The 16,633-nt window shown below is 66.1% G+C and carries 18 protein-coding genes; 11 read left to right on the forward strand and 7 right to left on the reverse strand.

Annotation, left to right across the window (positions count from 1 at the left end; all coding sequences use genetic code 11):
- Nucleotides 1-217 precede the first annotated feature (217 nt).
- Nucleotides 218-610: a DUF6152 family protein gene (locus TabM4_RS19030; RefSeq protein WP_434616112.1), complete on the forward strand. Its 393-nt coding sequence runs from the start codon at nt 218-220 to the stop codon at nt 608-610.
- Nucleotides 610-1,074: a DUF6644 family protein gene (locus tag TabM4_RS19035; protein WP_434616115.1), complete on the forward strand. Its 465-nt coding sequence runs from the start codon at nt 610-612 to the stop codon at nt 1,072-1,074. The genes TabM4_RS19030 and TabM4_RS19035 overlap by 1 nt, the downstream gene beginning before the upstream one ends.
- A gap of 281 nt (nt 1,075-1,355) precedes the next feature.
- On the opposite strand, the gene TabM4_RS19040 is transcribed toward TabM4_RS19035, so the two are convergent.
- Both TabM4_RS19040 and TabM4_RS19045 read right to left on the reverse strand, forming a co-directional pair.
- Complete coding sequence (locus TabM4_RS19040; RefSeq protein WP_434616118.1) at nt 1,356-2,060, reverse strand: winged helix-turn-helix domain-containing protein; 705 nt, start codon at nt 2,058-2,060, stop codon at nt 1,356-1,358.
- Entirely contained in the window at nt 2,032-2,322 is a 291-nt protein-coding gene (locus TabM4_RS19045) for a hypothetical protein (RefSeq protein WP_434616121.1), read from the reverse strand. Before TabM4_RS19045 ends, TabM4_RS19040 begins: the two co-directional genes overlap by 29 nt.
- Nucleotides 2,323-2,547: 225 nt before the next feature.
- Between TabM4_RS19045 and TabM4_RS19050 the strand changes: the two genes are divergently transcribed.
- The 5 genes from TabM4_RS19050 (at nt 2,548) to TabM4_RS19070 (ending at nt 6,843) form a co-directional block, all read left to right on the forward strand.
- On the forward strand, nt 2,548-3,069 hold the full coding sequence (locus tag TabM4_RS19050) for a hypothetical protein (protein ID WP_434616124.1): 522 nt from the start codon (nt 2,548-2,550) through the stop codon (nt 3,067-3,069).
- A 135-nt stretch (nt 3,070-3,204) separates the two neighbouring features.
- A complete protein-coding gene (locus tag TabM4_RS19055) occupies nt 3,205-3,846 on the forward strand; it encodes a ribonuclease HII (protein ID WP_434616127.1) in 642 nt (213 codons plus the stop codon).
- 88 nt (nt 3,847-3,934) lie between these two features.
- Nucleotides 3,935-5,059 (forward strand): site-specific DNA-methyltransferase, encoded by a 1,125-nt coding sequence (locus TabM4_RS19060; protein WP_434616130.1) that lies wholly within the window; start codon nt 3,935-3,937, stop codon nt 5,057-5,059.
- A gap of 494 nt (nt 5,060-5,553) precedes the next feature.
- The gene (locus TabM4_RS19065) at nt 5,554-6,066 is read left to right on the forward strand and encodes a hypothetical protein (RefSeq protein ID WP_434616132.1); all 513 of its coding nucleotides are present in this window, start codon (nt 5,554-5,556) and stop codon (nt 6,064-6,066) included.
- A gap of 153 nt (nt 6,067-6,219) precedes the next feature.
- Nucleotides 6,220-6,843 (forward strand): TetR/AcrR family transcriptional regulator, encoded by a 624-nt coding sequence (locus TabM4_RS19070; RefSeq protein WP_434616135.1) that lies wholly within the window; start codon nt 6,220-6,222, stop codon nt 6,841-6,843.
- Here the strand turns inward: TabM4_RS19070 and TabM4_RS19075 are convergent.
- Nucleotides 6,828-7,988, reverse strand: coding sequence for an alkane 1-monooxygenase (locus TabM4_RS19075; RefSeq protein WP_434616138.1), 1,161 nt, complete (start codon nt 7,986-7,988; stop codon nt 6,828-6,830). The two genes, TabM4_RS19070 and TabM4_RS19075, sit on opposite strands and share 16 nt — an antisense overlap.
- Nucleotides 7,989-8,044: 56 nt before the next feature.
- Complete coding sequence (gene mutY / locus TabM4_RS19080; RefSeq protein ID WP_434616140.1) at nt 8,045-9,106, reverse strand: A/G-specific adenine glycosylase; 1,062 nt, start codon at nt 9,104-9,106, stop codon at nt 8,045-8,047.
- Nucleotides 9,107-9,210: 104 nt separating this feature from the next.
- Between mutY and TabM4_RS19085 the strand changes: the two genes are divergently transcribed.
- From TabM4_RS19085 to TabM4_RS19095, 3 genes are read left to right on the forward strand one after another with little or no spacing between them, the layout of a single operon-like run.
- Nucleotides 9,211-9,747 (forward strand): DUF721 domain-containing protein, encoded by a 537-nt coding sequence (locus tag TabM4_RS19085; RefSeq protein ID WP_434616143.1) that lies wholly within the window; start codon nt 9,211-9,213, stop codon nt 9,745-9,747.
- 13 nt (nt 9,748-9,760) lie between these two features.
- Nucleotides 9,761-10,387, forward strand: a complete 627-nt coding sequence (locus TabM4_RS19090) for a DsbA family protein (protein ID WP_434616146.1) — start codon at nt 9,761-9,763, stop codon at nt 10,385-10,387.
- A gap of 1 nt (nt 10,388) precedes the next feature.
- Nucleotides 10,389-11,516 carry a CaiB/BaiF CoA transferase family protein gene (locus tag TabM4_RS19095; RefSeq protein ID WP_434616149.1) on the forward strand — a complete coding sequence of 376 codons (1,128 nt, stop codon included), beginning with the start codon at nt 10,389-10,391 and terminating at the stop codon, nt 11,514-11,516.
- Here the strand turns inward: TabM4_RS19095 and lpxK are convergent.
- From lpxK to TabM4_RS19110, 3 genes are read right to left on the reverse strand one after another with little or no spacing between them, the layout of a single operon-like run.
- A complete protein-coding gene (gene lpxK / locus TabM4_RS19100) occupies nt 11,513-12,502 on the reverse strand; it encodes a tetraacyldisaccharide 4'-kinase (RefSeq protein WP_434616152.1) in 990 nt (329 codons plus the stop codon). The two genes, TabM4_RS19095 and lpxK, sit on opposite strands and share 4 nt — an antisense overlap.
- Complete coding sequence (locus TabM4_RS19105) at nt 12,502-13,698, reverse strand: 3-deoxy-D-manno-octulosonic acid transferase (RefSeq protein WP_434616155.1); 1,197 nt, start codon at nt 13,696-13,698, stop codon at nt 12,502-12,504. The genes lpxK and TabM4_RS19105 overlap by 1 nt, the downstream gene beginning before the upstream one ends.
- A gap of 13 nt (nt 13,699-13,711) precedes the next feature.
- Nucleotides 13,712-13,957, reverse strand: a complete 246-nt coding sequence (locus TabM4_RS19110) for a DUF4170 domain-containing protein (RefSeq protein ID WP_434616158.1) — start codon at nt 13,955-13,957, stop codon at nt 13,712-13,714.
- A gap of 264 nt (nt 13,958-14,221) precedes the next feature.
- Here TabM4_RS19110 and TabM4_RS19115 point away from each other — a divergent pair, with 264 nt between their 5' ends.
- Nucleotides 14,222-16,630: a DEAD/DEAH box helicase gene (locus tag TabM4_RS19115; protein WP_434616161.1), complete on the forward strand. Its 2,409-nt coding sequence runs from the start codon at nt 14,222-14,224 to the stop codon at nt 16,628-16,630.
- The last annotated feature ends 3 nt before the right edge of the window (nt 16,631-16,633 follow it).

Genomic DNA, 16,633 nt, shown 5'->3' on the forward strand with positions numbered 1-16,633 from the left:
CCGTATGCCCCCCGCATGACGCCCCCATGACAGGCCAGGCGCAAACTCCCTCCCCCGCCTTCGGGGGAGGGCAGGGGAGGGGGTCACCCGGGGGTAGGGCAGGGGTCACCGCCAAGCCCAGCTGAAACACACCGTCACCATCCGGTGAACCCACTTGGCACCCCGCAGCCCCGCCCCTAGCTGCATCTAATAGATGCATGGTGAAAGGACCGCCAAGATGAAGAAACCCGCCCCCTTCCGCGTCCTCCTGCTCGCCTCCGCCCTTGCCGGGGCCTCCGTCACCCTCGCCGCACCCGTCTTCGCCCATCACGGCTGGTCCTGGGCCGAGTCCGAGGAAACCACCCTTCAGGCCACCATCACCGCCATATCCCTCGCCCCGCCCCACCCCGAACTGACCGTGACGGATGAGGCGGGCCGCGAATGGACGGTCGAACTCGGCAATCCCGGCCGCACCGAACGGGCTGGCTTCACCGAAGGCACGGCAAAACCGGGCGACGCCGTCACCATCCTCGGCAACCGCGCGCTCGACGGCACCCCGCTGATGAAGGCCGTGCGCATCATGCTGAACGGCACGGATTACGACTTCTACCCCGAACGCATCGACGGCTGATGCTCGACCTTCTGGCCGACAGCGCGCTGCCAGCCCTGCTGCGCCGTTCCGCCACGGCCTATCTGCTGGTCAATGCCGCCCACATCCTCGGAATCGCGCTGCTCATCGGCGCGATCATCCCGCTCGACCTGCGCCTCGCCGGGGCCTTCCCGCGCACGCCGCTTCCCGCCATCGCACCGCTCCTGCGCGGCATGGCCTTGGCGGGCCTGACCCTTTCCCTCGTGACTGGAGCGGCGCTCTTCACCACCAACCCGGCGGAATATGCCACCAACCCCGCCTTCCGGATCAAGCTCGCCCTCCTCGCCGCCGCCCTGCTCAATGCCGCCCTCGTCACCCGCAGCAGGGCATGGGCGCAGGTGCTGTCGGGGGCAAGGCCCCCGCCCGCGCTGCGCCTCATGGCCGCGCTGTCGGCACTGCTCTGGCTCTCCATCCTCCTCGCGGGCCGCTGGATCGGCTTCCTCTAACAGCCCCCGCAAAGACCCCCGGCCCGATCCTTCCGCGAAGGATCATCCCCACCACCGACCGGTGACCAAATCTTCGCTGAAGATTTGCCCCCCATGATCCCCGCATGAATTCAATCCGTCAGGACCGCTCAGCCGCCCAAGATGCAGACCCCGCCAAGCCCTTTCTGCGTTAACCTTAACAACCCGGAAACGCAGCGCCCGGGTGTACAGTTTGCGGCACAGGATGCAGCACGGCGGGCGGTCCCTGCAGGCACAGGGGAATGGACAACGAAAGCAAAGGCTTACACCATCCGAATGGCGTCTTTCCCCACCGCCAGCACATACCCCCGCCGCGCGATGGTCTTCACCAGCAATTCGCTGACCAATTGGTTACCAAGCGCGTCCCGCAGCCGCTTCACCCGCGTCGCCCCCGCCGCCTCTTCGCAATCCGATTCGTTCCGTCCGGAGATCACCGCCTCGATCTGCGCCCCGGTCAGAACCTCGTCATCCATCCGCGCCTCGGCCAGCACCGCCAGCGTCTCCAGCGCGGCCTCCGTCAACTGGAACTCCATGTCGTTGATATAGACCGCCCGCCCCTCCCGGCTGATCAACAGGCTCGCCACCTGTATCCCCGACCGCTGGATCGCCGAAATCCGCCGGTTCAGCGCGATGATCGTCACCAGAAACACCAGCGCCGCCACCATCAGCGCGGTGGAAAACACCAGCAGCACGAAGATCACCATCCGGTAACTCGCCAGCACCTCGGAAAACGCCGTCCCCGATTGCGCCAATATCTCCAGCAGCTTGATATCCGCGAAACTCGTCAGATCGTCATTCTCGACGAACAGCCGCTCCACCTTGGCGTTGAACGCATTCGCATCCGGCAGGTTCATGAACAGGAACACCGCCGCCCCCAACAGGATCGCGACAATCGCCGCGATCCCCCCTGCAACGACACGGTTCCCCGCCTTCAGGCTTTCAGAAGCGGAGGAAGTATTCTCCTGCACTCGATTCCCTTTCGCCAAGCCCCTCGGGTCCAAAGACCGACAGCACGTTCAACAAAGTCCAGCCCGCCGCCGCCAACCGGGGCGCAAGCTCGCCCTCGGCCGCGCCCGGCCCGCCGCCACAGGCGGCATCGCTGACCTGCGCCACCCCATAATGCAGGCGCAGGGGATCGTCCTGCTTTGCCTTGTAATCGGCATAGCACTCGGCAGAAGCCTGCCCGGCAAGGGTCGCCAGCACAAGCGCGGCAAGGAAAAGGCGCGTCATCGGATCAACCTCCGTCATTGCCCGCCACTCTGCCCGCGACCCGCCCGCTAGGCAATGACAATGCCCCGCAACACCCCTCCGGCAGGGCTGTTATCCGATAACAGCCCGCCGATATTGCCTGTCCGCCGCCCCCAGCCCCACCCTTCGCTCATCACCGCGGCCCGGATGCAGCATCCCCCGACCGCGCCCACGGAACCAGAAAACGCCCCAGAACAGGAGGCCGCCATGAAACACTCGGACACCCTCGCCGAAACCGTGCTCCTCACCCGGAACCTGCCCCGCCCGCAGGCCGAGGACAGCCGCCGCATCGGTCGCCGTCTGGTGGCGACCGTCGCCGCCGCCGCCAACGCGCTGGGCCTCCTTGCCGGCAGCGCCATCCCCGCCCGCGCCGACAATGGCGATCTGGCCAAGGCGCTCGCCGCCATCGCCATCGTGGGCATCATCGCCAATCAGGCCAGCAAGAACCGCCGCCAACAGCAGCAGCACTACCAGCCCCAACCGCAACCCCAACCCCACCACCAACCCGCCCGCGCGCCCCGCGTCCCCTCGGTCTGCGCCATCGAGATCTCGGGCAATTCCGGCACCGCCACCGTCTATGGCGAAAGCTGCCTGCGCGACGAAGGCTTCGATTATCGGTTGCCGCAATACTGCGCCCGCAGCGCCCGCATCTACGGCCAGAACGACCGCATCTATTCCGACCAATGCCTGCGCGACGCGGGCTTCCGGGTGGGCGGCGCGCGCTACTGACATCGGCGCCGCATCACGGGCGCGGCCTTCCCTTGCCACTGGCCGCGCCCACCTTCGGGGGTGGGGGGGTGAGCAGCCCCCGCCCCCATCCTTTTCCACCTTCCCCGGCCGCGCCCCTTCCGCTACGCAACGGGCATGGCCGCGAAAACCCATCCCGATCTCTCCTTCGAAACCGCCGCCCGCGCGAAGGGCTTCGCCGCCATCTGCGGCGTGGATGAGGTCGGCCGCGGCCCCCTCGCAGGCCCCGTCACCGCCGCCGCCGTGATCCTCGATCCCGACCGCATCCCCGCAGGCCTGAACGATTCAAAAACCCTGACCGAGGCCCGCCGCGCCGCCCTCTTTCCCGCCCTCATGGCCACGGCACAGGTCTCCATCGCCCATGCCAGCGTGGAAGAGATCGACGCCCTCAACATCCTTCGTGCCAGCCATCTGGCGATGGAACGCGCCATTAACGGCCTCTCAACCCGGCCGGATCATGCTCTGATCGACGGAAACCTCATCCCGAAAGGTCTGGACATCCCCGCCACCGCCATCGTCAAGGGCGACGCGCGCAGCCTCTCCATCGCCGCGGCCTCCATCGTCGCCAAGGTGACGCGCGACCGGATCATGGTGGATTTGGCGCAACAATACCCCGCCTACGGCTGGAATGTTAACGCAGGCTACCCAACACAGGCCCATCTCAAGGCGCTTCTAGATTTTGGAATTACCCCACACCATAGACGTTCCTTCAAGCCCGTCCACAACATCTTGTATCAAGATATTTCTGTAACCCCTTGATTCAAAAAAGAATTTGACGGCGAATCGCTCCTGACTCATCTTTGATCGCAACAAGAACGGCGCAACAAGCAGCCGACACGAGGCAGAGATGACGACGAAATCCAAGGCGGCAGAGGCGGCACCGCTTCCGCTCAACCAGATTCTGGCTGGTGACTGCATCGACCTGATGAACAGCCTGCCCGCAGGCTCCATCGACCTGATCTTCGCGGATCCCCCCTACAACCTGCAACTAAAGGGCGATCTTCACCGCCCCGACAATTCCAAGGTCGATGCCGTCGACGACCACTGGGATCAGTTCAGCAGTTTCGCCGCCTATGACCAGTTCACCCGCGACTGGCTCCGCGCCGCGCGCCGCCTGCTCAAACCGAATGGTGCGATCTGGGTCATCGGCAGCTATCACAACATCTTCCGCGTCGGCACGGCCCTGCAGGACGCGGGGTTCTGGATGCTGAACGATGTCATCTGGCGCAAGTCCAACCCGATGCCCAACTTCAAGGGCAAGCGTCTGACCAATGCCCATGAAACCCTGATCTGGGCCAGCCGGGACGAAGCCGCCAAGTACACCTTCAACTACGAGGCGCTCAAGGCCCTGAACGATGGCGTGCAGATGCGCTCCGACTGGGTCATCCCGCTCTGCACCGGCAACGAACGGCTCAAGGACGAAAACGGCGACAAGGCCCACCCCACGCAAAAGCCCGAGGCCCTGCTTCACCGCATCCTCGTCGCCACCACCAATCCCGGCGACGTCGTGCTTGATCCCTTCTTCGGCACCGGCACGACCGGCGCCGTGGCAAAGATGCTCGGCCGCGACTTCATCGGGATCGAACGCGAAGAGGCCTATCGCCGCGCCGCAACCGAACGCCTCTCCCGCATCCGCAAATTCGACGCCTCCGCGCTGGAAATCACCGGATCGAAACGCGCCGAACCCCGCGTCCCCTTCGGACAGGTCGTGGAACGCGGCATGCTCCGCCCCGGCGAGGAACTCTTCTCCATCGGCAACCGCTTCAAGGCCAAGGTCCGCGCCGACGGCACCTTGATCGGCAACGACATCAAGGGTTCCATCCATCAGGTCGGCGCGCATTACGAAGGCGCGCCCTCCTGCAACGGCTGGACCTACTGGCACTTCAAGCGCGACGGAAAGATGATCCCCATCGACATCCTGCGCCAGCAGATCCGCGCCGAAATGGACAGCGACCAGTCGCGCCCGAACTGATCTGACCCCCATCACAGTTACGCCTGCGCCGTGGTCCGCCCGCGGCGCCACTGCCCCGCCATGCCCGTCATGGCGGGGTCTTTTCGCGTCCAAACGCCCGATTAATCCCCCGATAACCTTTTGTGATCAGGATGTTACCGGTCACGCATTCGTGCATTTCCCGGATCGGCACCCCGCAACGCCCGCGCGTTGGCATTTCCGCCACAGCCGTCAAGACCCCCTCACGCACAGCTCACGTGAATTTAATGAACGCTACCGTTCATTTTCTATATTGAATACGCCAGCGTTCAGTATATATCCGTCTCATCGAAACGAAGACAGCAGGCAAGACCATGTGCTGATGACCCGACGAACCGATTGACTGCTCCCTGACGTGGGGCCGCTGCGCCCCGAAAGACTGAATTCACCGCATCGCCGTTGCCGATGGCCGGGCAGACCCCTGCACGGAACGGAGGATGCTTTCCGACTGAACCCCCAAGGAAAGGGATACTATCATGTTCCGCAAACTCACCGCTTCCGCCCTCGTTCTGGCCACCCTGTCGGGTGCCGCCCTCGCCTCCAGCGCCCAGCCGGGCGTCAATGCAGGCGACGTGCAACTCGCCCTCTCGGCTGGCGTGCAGCCCGGCGAATACACTCGCGCCGAACTGATCAACATCATCGAGGCCCGCAAGCAGAACGACGACACCCGTCTGAACTACTTCCTGTCGGGCTCCAACCGCGCCTCCGACGTCAGCCTGAACGCCCCCGGCCTTGACCAGCTTGCCCGCAGCGCAGGCGTCGAACCGGGCATCTACACGGCCGACGAACTGCAGCGCATCATCAAGGCCAAGTCCGACGGCAATGACGACATCGTCCGCTTCATCGTCTCTGGTGAAAACCGCAAGGCCGCCAACCCGGCCGAAGTCGTCACCCCCGGCGAAGCACAACTCGCGGCCCTCGTCGGCGTCGATCCGGCCCAGTACACGCTGGCCGAACTGATCGCGATGCAGCCGAACTCGAACGACTGATCGGTCGCCTGATCCAGTCACCCTGCGGCCGACCGTTCCTCCAGCGGTCGGCCGCTTTTCATAGGGAACACCATGACCAGACCCATCCCGCCTTGCCCCGAATCCGATCCGCGCATAACTTCACGCAACGGTGAGGAATGCGGATTGGACGCCATGGCCCTGCGGTCTCCGGGACGCCCGAAGGATCTTGAAAAACGCGAGTCGATCCTCGACGCCGCGCAGGCGCTCTTTGCCGAACGCGGCATCGACGGCGTCCCGATCGAGGCCATCGCCGCCCGCTCCGGCGTCTCCAAGGTCACGGTCTATGGCCATTTCGGCGACAAGGCGAAGATCTTCGAATCCATCGTCCAGCGCGAAACCGACCGGTTGACCGAACAGCTTTCCCACGCCCTCAACGGCGACGGCACGCTGGAAGATCGCCTCATCTCCTTCGGCGTGGCACTCGTCAACATGCTCACCCAGCCCTGCCACATGGCGCTCGACCGCTCGGTCAGCATGGAATCGCAGCGCAACCCCGCCATCGGCCGCCGCTTCTTCGATGCGGGCCCCGGTCGCGTGCGCCAACTCCTCTCCGCCATGCTGGCCGAGGCCGCCGCCCAGCATCAGGTCACGCTTGACGATCCAGACTACGCCGCCGAGGACCTTCTCGCCCTCTGGCTCGGCTTCAACGCGATGGAACGCCGTTTCATCGGCGGCTGCGTCCCCGACGAAGAAACCTGCCGCGCCCACATCACCCGCGCGGTCCGGATCTTCCTCAAGGCTTACGCCCCCGCCTGATCCGGCGTCCGATGCCCCGGCACAGGGTTCAGCCCCTTGTTGTAGGCGTGCCAGTCCGTGATGTCGGGATAGAACTTCCGCCGCCATGCCCGCACCCGCGGATTCATGATCCGCTTCCACAAGGGCGGGATCATCGCCGCGATGGTCATCACCGGATAGCCCAGCGGCAATTGCGGGGCCTCTTCCGCGTCATAGGTCTGCAACAGCGGAAAACGCCGGTCGGGCTTGTAATGGTGGTCCGAATGGCGCTGCAAATTGATCAGCAACCAGTTCGAGGCCTTCTCGCTCGCATTCCACGAATGGCGCGGCAGCACATGCTCATACCGCCCCTCCCCCAGATGCCGCCGCGTCAGCCCGTAATGTTCGATGTAATTCACCAGTTCCAACTGCCAGACCGCCACCCCCGCCTGCAGCAGGAACAGCCCCACCCCCATCCACCCGCCAAGCGTGAAGGCCAGCAGCAGCATCCCCCCCTGCAACGCCCCATAGCGCCAATAGGGATTGGCCCGGTTCCACCACGGCAGCCCCCGCCGCGCCAGCATCGCCACCTCCGCCGCCCATGCCGACCTGTGGCACTGCACCAGAACGCGCGGAAAGAACCGGTGAAACCCTTCGTTGTACCGCGCCGTCACCGGATCGCGCGGCGTGCCCACCCACAGGTGATGCACCCGCAGATGCTCCGAGCGGAAATGGCTGTACAGCACCATCGCCAGCAACAGGTCGGCGCACCACCGCTCCAGCCGCGATTTCTGATGCATCAACTCATGGCTGTAGTTGATCCCGATGGTCCCCGCGATCACGCCCATCCCGAAAAAGACCCCGGCCTTCTCCCATCCCGAAAGATGCTCCGCCCCCGGCACATACCACAGCATCCAGCACAGCAGCAGGAACTGCACCGGAAACCAGATCAGCGTGATCGCGCGATACCAGCCCAGCGCCGCCTCGGGCGTGGCGGGGTCGGGATTCTCCTCCGACTTGCCGGTGATCCGGTCGAGCACCGTGAACAGCCACCATGTCGACGCCGGCATCAGCAGGACCGCCCACCCCCCGACCATCGCCACCGCGACGGCAAGCGGCACCAGCCCCAAAGACAGCCAGAAGGGCAGGGCGTGCGACGGTTTGGCGATTTCGTCTGCAGGGATCATGACCATTCAACCGGGTAAGGAAACCGGCCGAAAGAATATCCTCGGCGCGGCCTTACTCAAGACGGCGAAAACGCCGCTTCCGTAAGGTCAAAGGCCTTGCGCATCACCGTTGGCAGGTCCGACGGGCGGAAATCGGCCTTGGCCATGAACATCCCGCGACGCGGTTCCACCCCCGCAGCCACCCGCGCGATCCGGCAGCGCAAGATCAGATGGAAATGCGTGAAGGTATGGCGCACCTCCCCCACCTCCTGCCACTCCGCCGCCACAGGCTCCGCACCGCCCGCCCCGTCCCAGTCCGATCCGGGAAAACCCAGCATCCCGCCCAGAAGTCCCCGCTCGGCCCGCCGCTCCACCAGCCACGCGCCATCCGCGCGCCGCGCGATCCACAGGACGCCCTCCCGCACCGGCTTTGCCGCCTTCTCCACCTTGCGCGGCAGGCTGGCCTGCACCCCCTCCGCCCGTGCCCGGCAGGGGTCGCGCCACGGGCAGATACCGCAGGCCGGATTGCGCGGCGTGCAGATCGTCGCACCAAGGTCCATCACCGCCTGCGCATAATCTCCCGGCCTCTCCTGCGGCGTCAGGTCGGCCGCCAGCCGCGTCAGTTCCGGCTTGGCCGTGGGCAAGGGCGTCTCCACCCGCCACAGCCTTGCCATCACGCGCTCCACATTGCCATCCACCACCGTCGCGGGTTCGTCATGGGCAATCGCCGCAATCGCCGATGCCGTATAGGGCCCGATCCCCGGCAGGCCCAGCAACCCGTCGCGCGTCGCCGGAAACACCCCGCCATGATCCCGCACCACCGCCCGCGCGCAGGCCAGCAGGTTCCGTGCCCGCGCGTAATAGCCAAGCCCCGCCCATTCCCCCATCACCGCCGCATCCTCGGCGGCGGCAAGGTCGGCCACCGTCGGCCAGCGCTCGGTGAAACGGCGGAAATACTCCCGTACCGCCGCCACCGTCGTCTGTTGCAGCATCACCTCCGACAGCCAGACGCGATAGGGGTCGGGCTTCACCCCCGCCTTCTTCTCTTCCGGTGGCACCCGCCAAGGCATCGCCCGCGCATGCCTGTCATACCACTCCAACAGCACGGCCGCGAAATCGCTCGCATCCCCGTCACGCATTCTTTACGCCTTTTGTCCAACCCGCGCCCGCGCCCGCATTTCCACCGCCGCGCCCCCTCGCTACAATAGCGGGGCAGGGTGCAAGGACCACCCGAAAGGAACAGATGTCGCGCAAGCCCCTTCCCCCTCCCGATCCCGCCCGCCGGATGCGCGGGTTCGAGGCGGCCTCGGGCTTCCTGCGCGATCCCATCCGCCACGCCTCCGAAAGCCGCGGCTTCGCCGTCGCCCGCCTGCTGACGCATTGGCCCGAAGTCGTGGGCGAAGACCTCGCCCGCATGACCCGGCCCGTCAAGATCGGCTATGGCCGCGAAGGGCTGGGCGCGACGCTCACGCTCCTCGTGGCCTCGGCCCATGCGCCCATGGTGCAGATGCAACTGCCCCGGATCGTCGAAAAGGTGAATGCCGTCTACGGCTATGCCGCCATCTCGCGCATCGCCCTGACCCAGACCGCCGCCACAGGCTTTGCCGAAGGGCAGGCGACCTTTGCCTATGAACAGTCCTCGGCACAGAATACGGCACGGCCCGTCGCACCCGAAATCGCCGGAAAGGCGCGGGACACCGCCGCCCCGATCACCGATCCCGACCTGCGGGCCGCCCTTGAAGCGCTGGCCCAAAACATCTTAACTCGCCGTAGAAATTGAAAAGGCAGACCACATGCTGAAGACACTCGCCGCCGCCGCCACCCTGTCGCTTGCAGCCCTCCTCCCCTTCTCCGCCACCGCGCAAGAGGCCCCCGCGACGGACGCGCCTGCCGTGGAAATCACCGATTTTTCCATGGGTTCCGCCGACGCCCCGGTCAAGATCACCGAATACGCCTCCTTCACCTGCCCGCATTGCGCCACTTTCCACGCCACCGTCTGGCCGCAACTCAAGGCCGACTACATCGACACGGGCAAGGTCCAGTTCACCTATCGCGAGGTCTATTTCGACCGCTACGGTCTCTGGGCCGCCATGGTCGCCCGCTGCGGCGGCGAGATGCGTTACTTCGGCATCGTCGACATGCTCTTCGAACAACAGCAGGAATGGGCCGCTTCGGACGATCCGAACGTCGTCGTCGGCAACCTGCGGACCATCGGCAAGGCCGCTGGTCTTGACGATGCCTCCCTCGACGCCTGCCTCAAGGACGGCGCCAAAGCCGAGGCGATGGTCGCCCATTTCGAAACCAACATGCAGGCCGATGGCGTCGAAGGCACTCCGACCTTCATCATCGACGGCGAAAAGCACTCCAACATGTCTTATGATGACATGAAGGAAATCATCGACGCCAAGCTGGCCGAGTAAGATGCCCGCGCCCCTTGCCGGCATAAAGGTCATTGAACTCGCCCGCATTCTGGCCGGCCCCTGGGCCGGTCAGACGCTGGCCGATCTGGGGGCCGACGTCATCAAGGTGGAGGCCCCCGAGGGTGATGATACCCGCCGCTGGGGTCCCCCCTTCATCGAACGCGACGGCGACCGTTCAGCCGCCTATTTCCACGCCACCAATCGTGGCAAACGCTCCATCACCTGCGATTTCCGCACGCCCGAAGGGCAAGAGGTCGTGCGCCGCCTCGTCGCCGACGCCGATGTGGTGATCGAGAATTTCAAGGTGGGGGGCCTTGCGAAATACGGGCTCGACTGGCCCTCGCTGCAGGCGGTGAACCCCCGCCTGATCTATTGTTCCATCACCGGTTTCGGCCAGACCGGCCCTTATGCCCATCGCGCCGGATACGACTTCATCATTCAGGGCATGGCCGGATTGATGAGCGTGACAGGCGAACCCGATGGCCAGCCGCAGAAGGTGGGCGTAGCGGTGACCGATGTCTTCACCGGCGTCTATGCCGCGACCGCGATCCTCGCCGCGCTGATCCAGCGCGGGGTGACGGGCAAGGGACAGCAGATCGACATGGCCCTGATGGACGTGGCCACCGCGATCATGGCCAACCAGAACATGAACTACCTCACCACCGGCAAGGCACCCGCAAAAATGGGCAACGCCCATCCCAACCTTGCCCCCTATGCCGTCTTCGACTGCGCCGATGGCTGGATCATCCTCGCCACCGGAAATGATGGCCAATACCGCAAGCTCTGTTCGATCCTCGGGCTGGATGCCATGGCCGAAGCGCCGGATTACCTGACGAACGCCGACCGAATCCGCAACCGCGCCGCCATGACGCAGGCGATCACCGCCGCCACCCTGCGCTGGTCCAAGGCCGATTTGCTGCAAGCCTGCGAAGATCACGGCGTTCCCGCCGGGCCGATCAACGACCTGTCCGAGGTCTTCGCCGACCCGCAGGTCATCGCCCGCAAACTGCGGCTGGACATGGGCGGCGTGCCGGGCGTGCGGTCGCCCTTCACCTTCTCGGAGGCCGAGCTTTCCCTCGATCGCCCCGCCCCGAAACTCGGCGAACATCAGGACGAGGTGCTGGGCTAAAGGCCAAGCCTGCCCAGCGCCCGTTCCAGCTCCGTCACATCCCCGAAATGCAACCGCACCGGCAGCGTCAGCACCTTCTGCCGGAAGGCCGCAGGCAGCCGCACCGCATCCTTTTCGGTCGTCACAAGCTGCGCCCCCAGCGCCCGCGCCTCAAGCTCCAGCCGCGCCATCAGCGCATCGGTCAGCGGCTGGTGATCATCCAACGCCACGCTGCGCAGCACTTCCGCCCCCTCGCCCTTCAGCGTGGCAAAGAACTTCTCGGGATGCCCGATCCCCGCAAAGGCGATGACGCGCAGCCCTGCCCAGTCCATCCCCATCCGCAAGGGACGCAACTCCCCCCGCAGATGCGGCAGATGGATGTGCTTGCCCCAGACGGCAACGAACGCCTCCTGCGCCGCCGCGTCCCCGATCGACAGCAGCAGGTCCCCCCGCGCCAGCCCCACCGGAACCGGCTCGCGCAGGGGTCCCGCAGGCAGGCAGCGGCCATTGCCGAACCCGCGCTGCGCATCCACGACGATCACGCTCAGGTCCTTCATCACCGACGGGTTCTGGAACCCGTCATCCAGCAGGATCACCCGCGCCCCCGCCGCCTCTGCCGCCCGCACCCCGGCGGCGCGATCCTTCGCCACCCAGACCGGCGCAAAGGCAGCAAGCAGAAGCGGCTCATCCCCAACATCCGCCGCGCGGTGCCGCCGCTCCTCCACCCGCACTGGTCCCTCCAGCCGCCCGCCATGCCCGCGTGACACGACATGCGCCGCGATCCCCCGCGCCGACAGATGGCCAAGCAGGGCAATGACCGTCGGCGTCTTCCCCGTCCCGCCCGCGTTCAGATTGCCCACGCAGATCACGGGCACCCCGGCCCGTACCCCCGGCCTACGCAACCGCCGCGCCGTCGCCGCCGCATAGGCAGCACCGAGCGGGGAAAGAAGCCGCGCCATCAGGGCGGGCCGCTCCGGTGGCGTGAACCAGAAGGCTGGCGGGCGCATCAGCCTTCGCCATCCATGATGCGCCGGATCAGGGCCAGAACGCGCTCCGTCACCTCTGCCCCGTCGGAGGCCACGGCCCACGCCGCCTGCGCCAGACGTGCCGCGCGATCCGGCGACAGAAGGTCACCCAGCGCCTCGGCCAGATCATTCGCCGATCCCACCGCCCGCGCCGCCCGCGCCGCGCCAAGCCTGCCGAAGATCGTGCCGAACTGTCCCGGACGTGGCCCGTAAAGAATGGCCGAACCCAGCGCCGCCGGCTCCAGCGGGTTCCGCAGGCAGCCATTCCCGGCAAGGCTACCCCCCAGGAAGGTGACAGGGGCCAGACGATACCACAGCCCGAATTCGCGATCCGAATCCGCGATGAAGACCTCGGTCTCGTTGTCAGGCTCCTCCTCCTCGCCACGCAGGGCGATGGTCCATCCCTCTTCCTTCTCCATCCGCTGCGCCAAAGGCTGCACCCGCGCCGGGTCCTGCGGCACCACGATCAAAAGCAGCCGATGCGCAAGTCGCAGGGCAGCCCGATGCGCCGCGATCACGGCCGCCTCCTCGGCCTCGGGCAAGGCGGCTGCCAACCATACGGGCCTCGTCGCAAACTGCCTTGCCAGCGCGTCACGCTCTGCCTCCAGGTAGGGAAGCGCCACGCTCTCTTCCTCCAGACGACCCGTCACCTCCACCGCATCGGGCGTGGCACCCGCCTTGCGGAAAGCACGCGCCGAAGGTTCATCCAGCGTCAGCACGGCCCGGAACTCGGCCAAAAGGCCGCGCGTCAGTCCGGGATACCATCCGTCCCGCTCCTTGATCAGGCTGGGCGCGCGTCCCGCCACCATCAGAAGCGGCAGCTTCCGTTCGATGGCCTCATGCAGAAGGGCAGGTCGCAATTCGCCCTCGGACAGCACCGCCAGTTCCGGCCGCCAATGATCGAGGAAGGCAGCCGCCTCGGCCGGGGTATCGGCGGGGGGCGGTTCGATCAGAATGCGCGTCTTGGTCTGCAGCGGATCGGGGCAGGTCAGGACGACGGTCACGCCATCATCCTCCACCAGCCGCCGCCCCAGCTCCAGTTGCGCCCGCGCGGCCTCGGCCCCCGGCGCATGCAGCCAGACCAAGGGCCCGGCAGGACGTGCCGGGCGCTCTGGCCGCGTCTGGGTCTCGCGGCGATTGGACAGATTGTAAAGGGTCAGGCCAAGGGAATAGGCCATGTCGGGCTGTCGTTCAGTTGTTCAGCGCTTCGGTCGGTGATCCCGGCTGTTCCTCGTCGCGCAGGCGATGGATATGGGCAATGAAATAGCGCATGTGCGCGTTGTCCACCGTGCGCTGCGCCTCGGCCTTCCATGCCGAGAAGGCAGAGGCATAGTCGGGGAACATGCCGACGATGTGGATCTTCGAGACATCCCTGAAGACATTCTTCTCGGGAGTCACAAGCTCGCCCCCAAAGACGAGGTGCAGGCGTTGGGTCATTTGTTTCGGCTCCGGGAGGTGAGAGTCGTTCGATGCGCATGCAGGGTAACGGGGCGGGGCGCAGGGTCAAGCCTGCCTTGGGATGGCCGCAAGAGGGCAGGGACAAAGCATCGCTATACATTTCCCGCTTTTTCCCCTATGCCCCCCTGACGGCCCGAGGATTCCGGGGCAGGCGGCGGTTTTGGGAGGCCGGTCCTGCAATGGGGAATGAGGTGCCGGTGCAAGGTACTTCACGGGCGCAGTGCCGCCCCTTTGGGACAAAACATGACAGACAAGATGATCGCCGCGCCTTTGGCAGCGGCCCTTTCGGCCAAGGGCTATGATGCCCTTACGGCCGTGCAGACCGCCATGCTGGCGGAAGACGTGGCGGGGCGTGACCTTCTGGTTTCCGCACAGACGGGGTCTGGCAAGACCGTCGCCTTCGGCCTTGCGATCGCGCCCGATGTTCTTGGCGGTCAGGACCGCCTTCTCTTCGCCGACAAGCCCCTTGCCCTGATCGTGGCCCCGACGCGGGAACTCGCCTTGCAGGTCCGGCGCGAATTCGAATGGCTTTATGCCGAGGCAGGCGCGATGCTGGCCTCCTGCGTGGGCGGGATGGACTATCGCAACGAACGACGGGCGCTGGAACGCGGGGCGCACGTCGTCGTCGGCACACCGGGCCGCCTGCGTGACCATATCGAACGCGGATCGCTGGATCTTTCGGCTGTGAAGGCCGTCGTTCTGGACGAGGCGGACGAGATGCTGGATCTGGGCTTTGCCGAGGATCTGGAATTCATCCTCGCCGCCGCCGCCGAAGAACGCCGGACGCTGATGTTCTCGGCCACCGTGCCGAAAGAGATCGAAAAGCTGGCAGGCACCTTCCAGCGCGACGCGCTGCGGATCGCGGCGCAGGGCGAGGCGAAGCAGCATATCGACATCGAGTACCGCGCGCTTTCGGTGCAGGCGCGCGACAAGGAACACGCGATCTTCAACCTCCTCCGCTTCTACGAGGCGCAGACGGCCATCATCTTCTGCAAGACGCGGGCGAATGTGAACCATCTCTTCGCGCGGATGCAGAATCGTGGATTTCAGGCTGTGGCCCTGTCGGGCGAGTTAAGCCAGTCGGAGAGGATGCACGCGCTGCAGGCGCTGCGCGACGGACGGGCACGGGTTTGCATCGCCACCGATGTGGCCGCGCGCGGGATTGACCTGCCGGGGCTGGAACTCGTGGTTCACGCCGACCTGCCATCGAATTCCGAAACGCTGCTGCATCGGTCGGGCCGCACGGGCCGCGCGGGCCGCAAGGGTGTTTCGGCACTGATCGTGCCGCCCGCCGAATTCCGCAAGGCCCAGCGCCTTCTGGCCGGGGCAAAGGTCGTCGCTGAATGGGGCAAGGCCCCTGGCGCGGACGAGGTCCAGGAACGCGAGGACGCGCGCCTGATCGAACATCCCATGCTTGCCGAGACCGTCGGAGACGAGGCCGAGATGGCGACCGCGCTCCTGGACCGGTATGGTGCGCAGCAGGTTGCTGCCGCCTTCATCCGGTTGTGGCGCGACGGTCGCTCCGCGCCCGAGGTGCTTTCCGACAGCCTTCCGCCGCCCGCCGCCCAGCCGCCGCGCGAAAGGGGTGAGTTCGGGCCGTCAGTCTGGTATCGCCTTTCGGTCGGCCATACCGGCCGGGCCGAGGCGCGCTGGCTTTTGCCGAAAATCTGCGAGACGGGCAGCATTTCCAAGGATGGCATCGGCGCGATCCGGGTGCAGCAGGACCATACCCTCGTGCAGATCGCCGAACCTCTGGCCACACGTTTCGGCGCGATGGTGGAAATCGAACCCGGCCTGATGATGGAACGCATGGAGGGCGAGCCGACGATGGAACGCCCGGCACGCCCGGCGCCCAGCACAAGGCCGGAACGGCGCGTATCGCCCCGCCCCGTCCAGACCGAGAAGGCCGAACGTCCGGCCTATTCCGGCAAACCGCCCCGGATCGTCGAAGAGGATGACATCGAAGCGGCACCGGTTGCTGAACGCCCGCGCAAGCCCCGCGCCGAACCCGAGGCCGAGGCGCGCAAACCCTATGCCCCGCGCGAGGAAGCGCCGCGCAAACCCTACACCCCCAGGGCCGATGGAGTGAAAAAGCCCTACGCACCCCGCAAGGATGCCGACCGCAAACCCTATGCGCCGCGCCCGAACACTGAGCGAAAGCCCTACGCACCTCGTGAGGATCGCGCCGACACAGCCGATCGCAAACCGCGCTGGAAGGCAGAAGGCGGCCCCAAATCGGCCGGTTTCAAATCGCATGGCGGCGGTGCCGAACGATCGGGCGGCTATAAGAGTCATGCCGCGGAAGGCCGCCCCGATGGGGAACGGCCAGCAGGCCGAGCGACGGGTTACAAGTCGCACGGATCGGCATCCGGGGCCGAGAAGCCCAAGGGCGATTGGGCAAAACCCAAACCCCGCCGCGACGATGCTCCGGCAGAGGGATGGAAACCCAAGGGGGCCGGGAAACCCGCCTACAAGCCGCGCGCGGCGGAAGGTGCAGAACAGCGGCCCTTCCGTGGCAAGCCGGAGGGGAAGCCGGGCAGCAAACCTGCCGGAAAGCCCTTCGGAAAACCGGCGCCCCGTCCCAAGCCCGCCGCCCCGAAAACGGATGCGCGGGACACCTCCAAACGCTTTGTTCCGCCGAAGAAGAAATGAACC

Source organism: Tabrizicola sp. M-4, from assembly GCF_051132405.1.
GTDB lineage: Bacteria > Pseudomonadota > Alphaproteobacteria > Rhodobacterales > Rhodobacteraceae > Paragemmobacter.

Coding starts and splice junctions, on each gene's coding strand:
- TabM4_RS19030 (WP_434616112.1), top strand. CDS start 218: ATGAAGAAACCCGCCCCCTTCCGCGTCCTCCTGCTCGCCTCCGCCCTT.
- TabM4_RS19035 (WP_434616115.1), top strand. CDS start 610: ATGCTCGACCTTCTGGCCGACAGCGCGCTGCCAGCCCTGCTGCGCCGT.
- TabM4_RS19045 (WP_434616121.1), bottom strand. CDS start 2,322: ATGACGCGCCTTTTCCTTGCCGCGCTTGTGCTGGCGACCCTTGCCGGG.
- TabM4_RS19050 (WP_434616124.1), top strand. CDS start 2,548: ATGAAACACTCGGACACCCTCGCCGAAACCGTGCTCCTCACCCGGAAC.
- TabM4_RS19055 (WP_434616127.1), top strand. CDS start 3,205: ATGGCCGCGAAAACCCATCCCGATCTCTCCTTCGAAACCGCCGCCCGC.
- TabM4_RS19060 (WP_434616130.1), top strand. CDS start 3,935: ATGACGACGAAATCCAAGGCGGCAGAGGCGGCACCGCTTCCGCTCAAC.
- TabM4_RS19065 (WP_434616132.1), top strand. CDS start 5,554: ATGTTCCGCAAACTCACCGCTTCCGCCCTCGTTCTGGCCACCCTGTCG.
- TabM4_RS19070 (WP_434616135.1), top strand. CDS start 6,220: ATGGCCCTGCGGTCTCCGGGACGCCCGAAGGATCTTGAAAAACGCGAG.
- TabM4_RS19075 (WP_434616138.1), bottom strand. CDS start 7,988: ATGATCCCTGCAGACGAAATCGCCAAACCGTCGCACGCCCTGCCCTTC.
- mutY (WP_434616140.1), bottom strand. CDS start 9,106: ATGCGTGACGGGGATGCGAGCGATTTCGCGGCCGTGCTGTTGGAGTGG.
- TabM4_RS19085 (WP_434616143.1), top strand. CDS start 9,211: ATGTCGCGCAAGCCCCTTCCCCCTCCCGATCCCGCCCGCCGGATGCGC.
- TabM4_RS19090 (WP_434616146.1), top strand. CDS start 9,761: ATGCTGAAGACACTCGCCGCCGCCGCCACCCTGTCGCTTGCAGCCCTC.
- TabM4_RS19095 (WP_434616149.1), top strand. CDS start 10,389: ATGCCCGCGCCCCTTGCCGGCATAAAGGTCATTGAACTCGCCCGCATT.
- lpxK (WP_434616152.1), bottom strand. CDS start 12,502: ATGCGCCCGCCAGCCTTCTGGTTCACGCCACCGGAGCGGCCCGCCCTG.
- TabM4_RS19105 (WP_434616155.1), bottom strand. CDS start 13,698: ATGGCCTATTCCCTTGGCCTGACCCTTTACAATCTGTCCAATCGCCGC.
- TabM4_RS19110 (WP_434616158.1), bottom strand. CDS start 13,957: ATGACCCAACGCCTGCACCTCGTCTTTGGGGGCGAGCTTGTGACTCCC.
- TabM4_RS19115 (WP_434616161.1), top strand. CDS start 14,222: ATGACAGACAAGATGATCGCCGCGCCTTTGGCAGCGGCCCTTTCGGCC.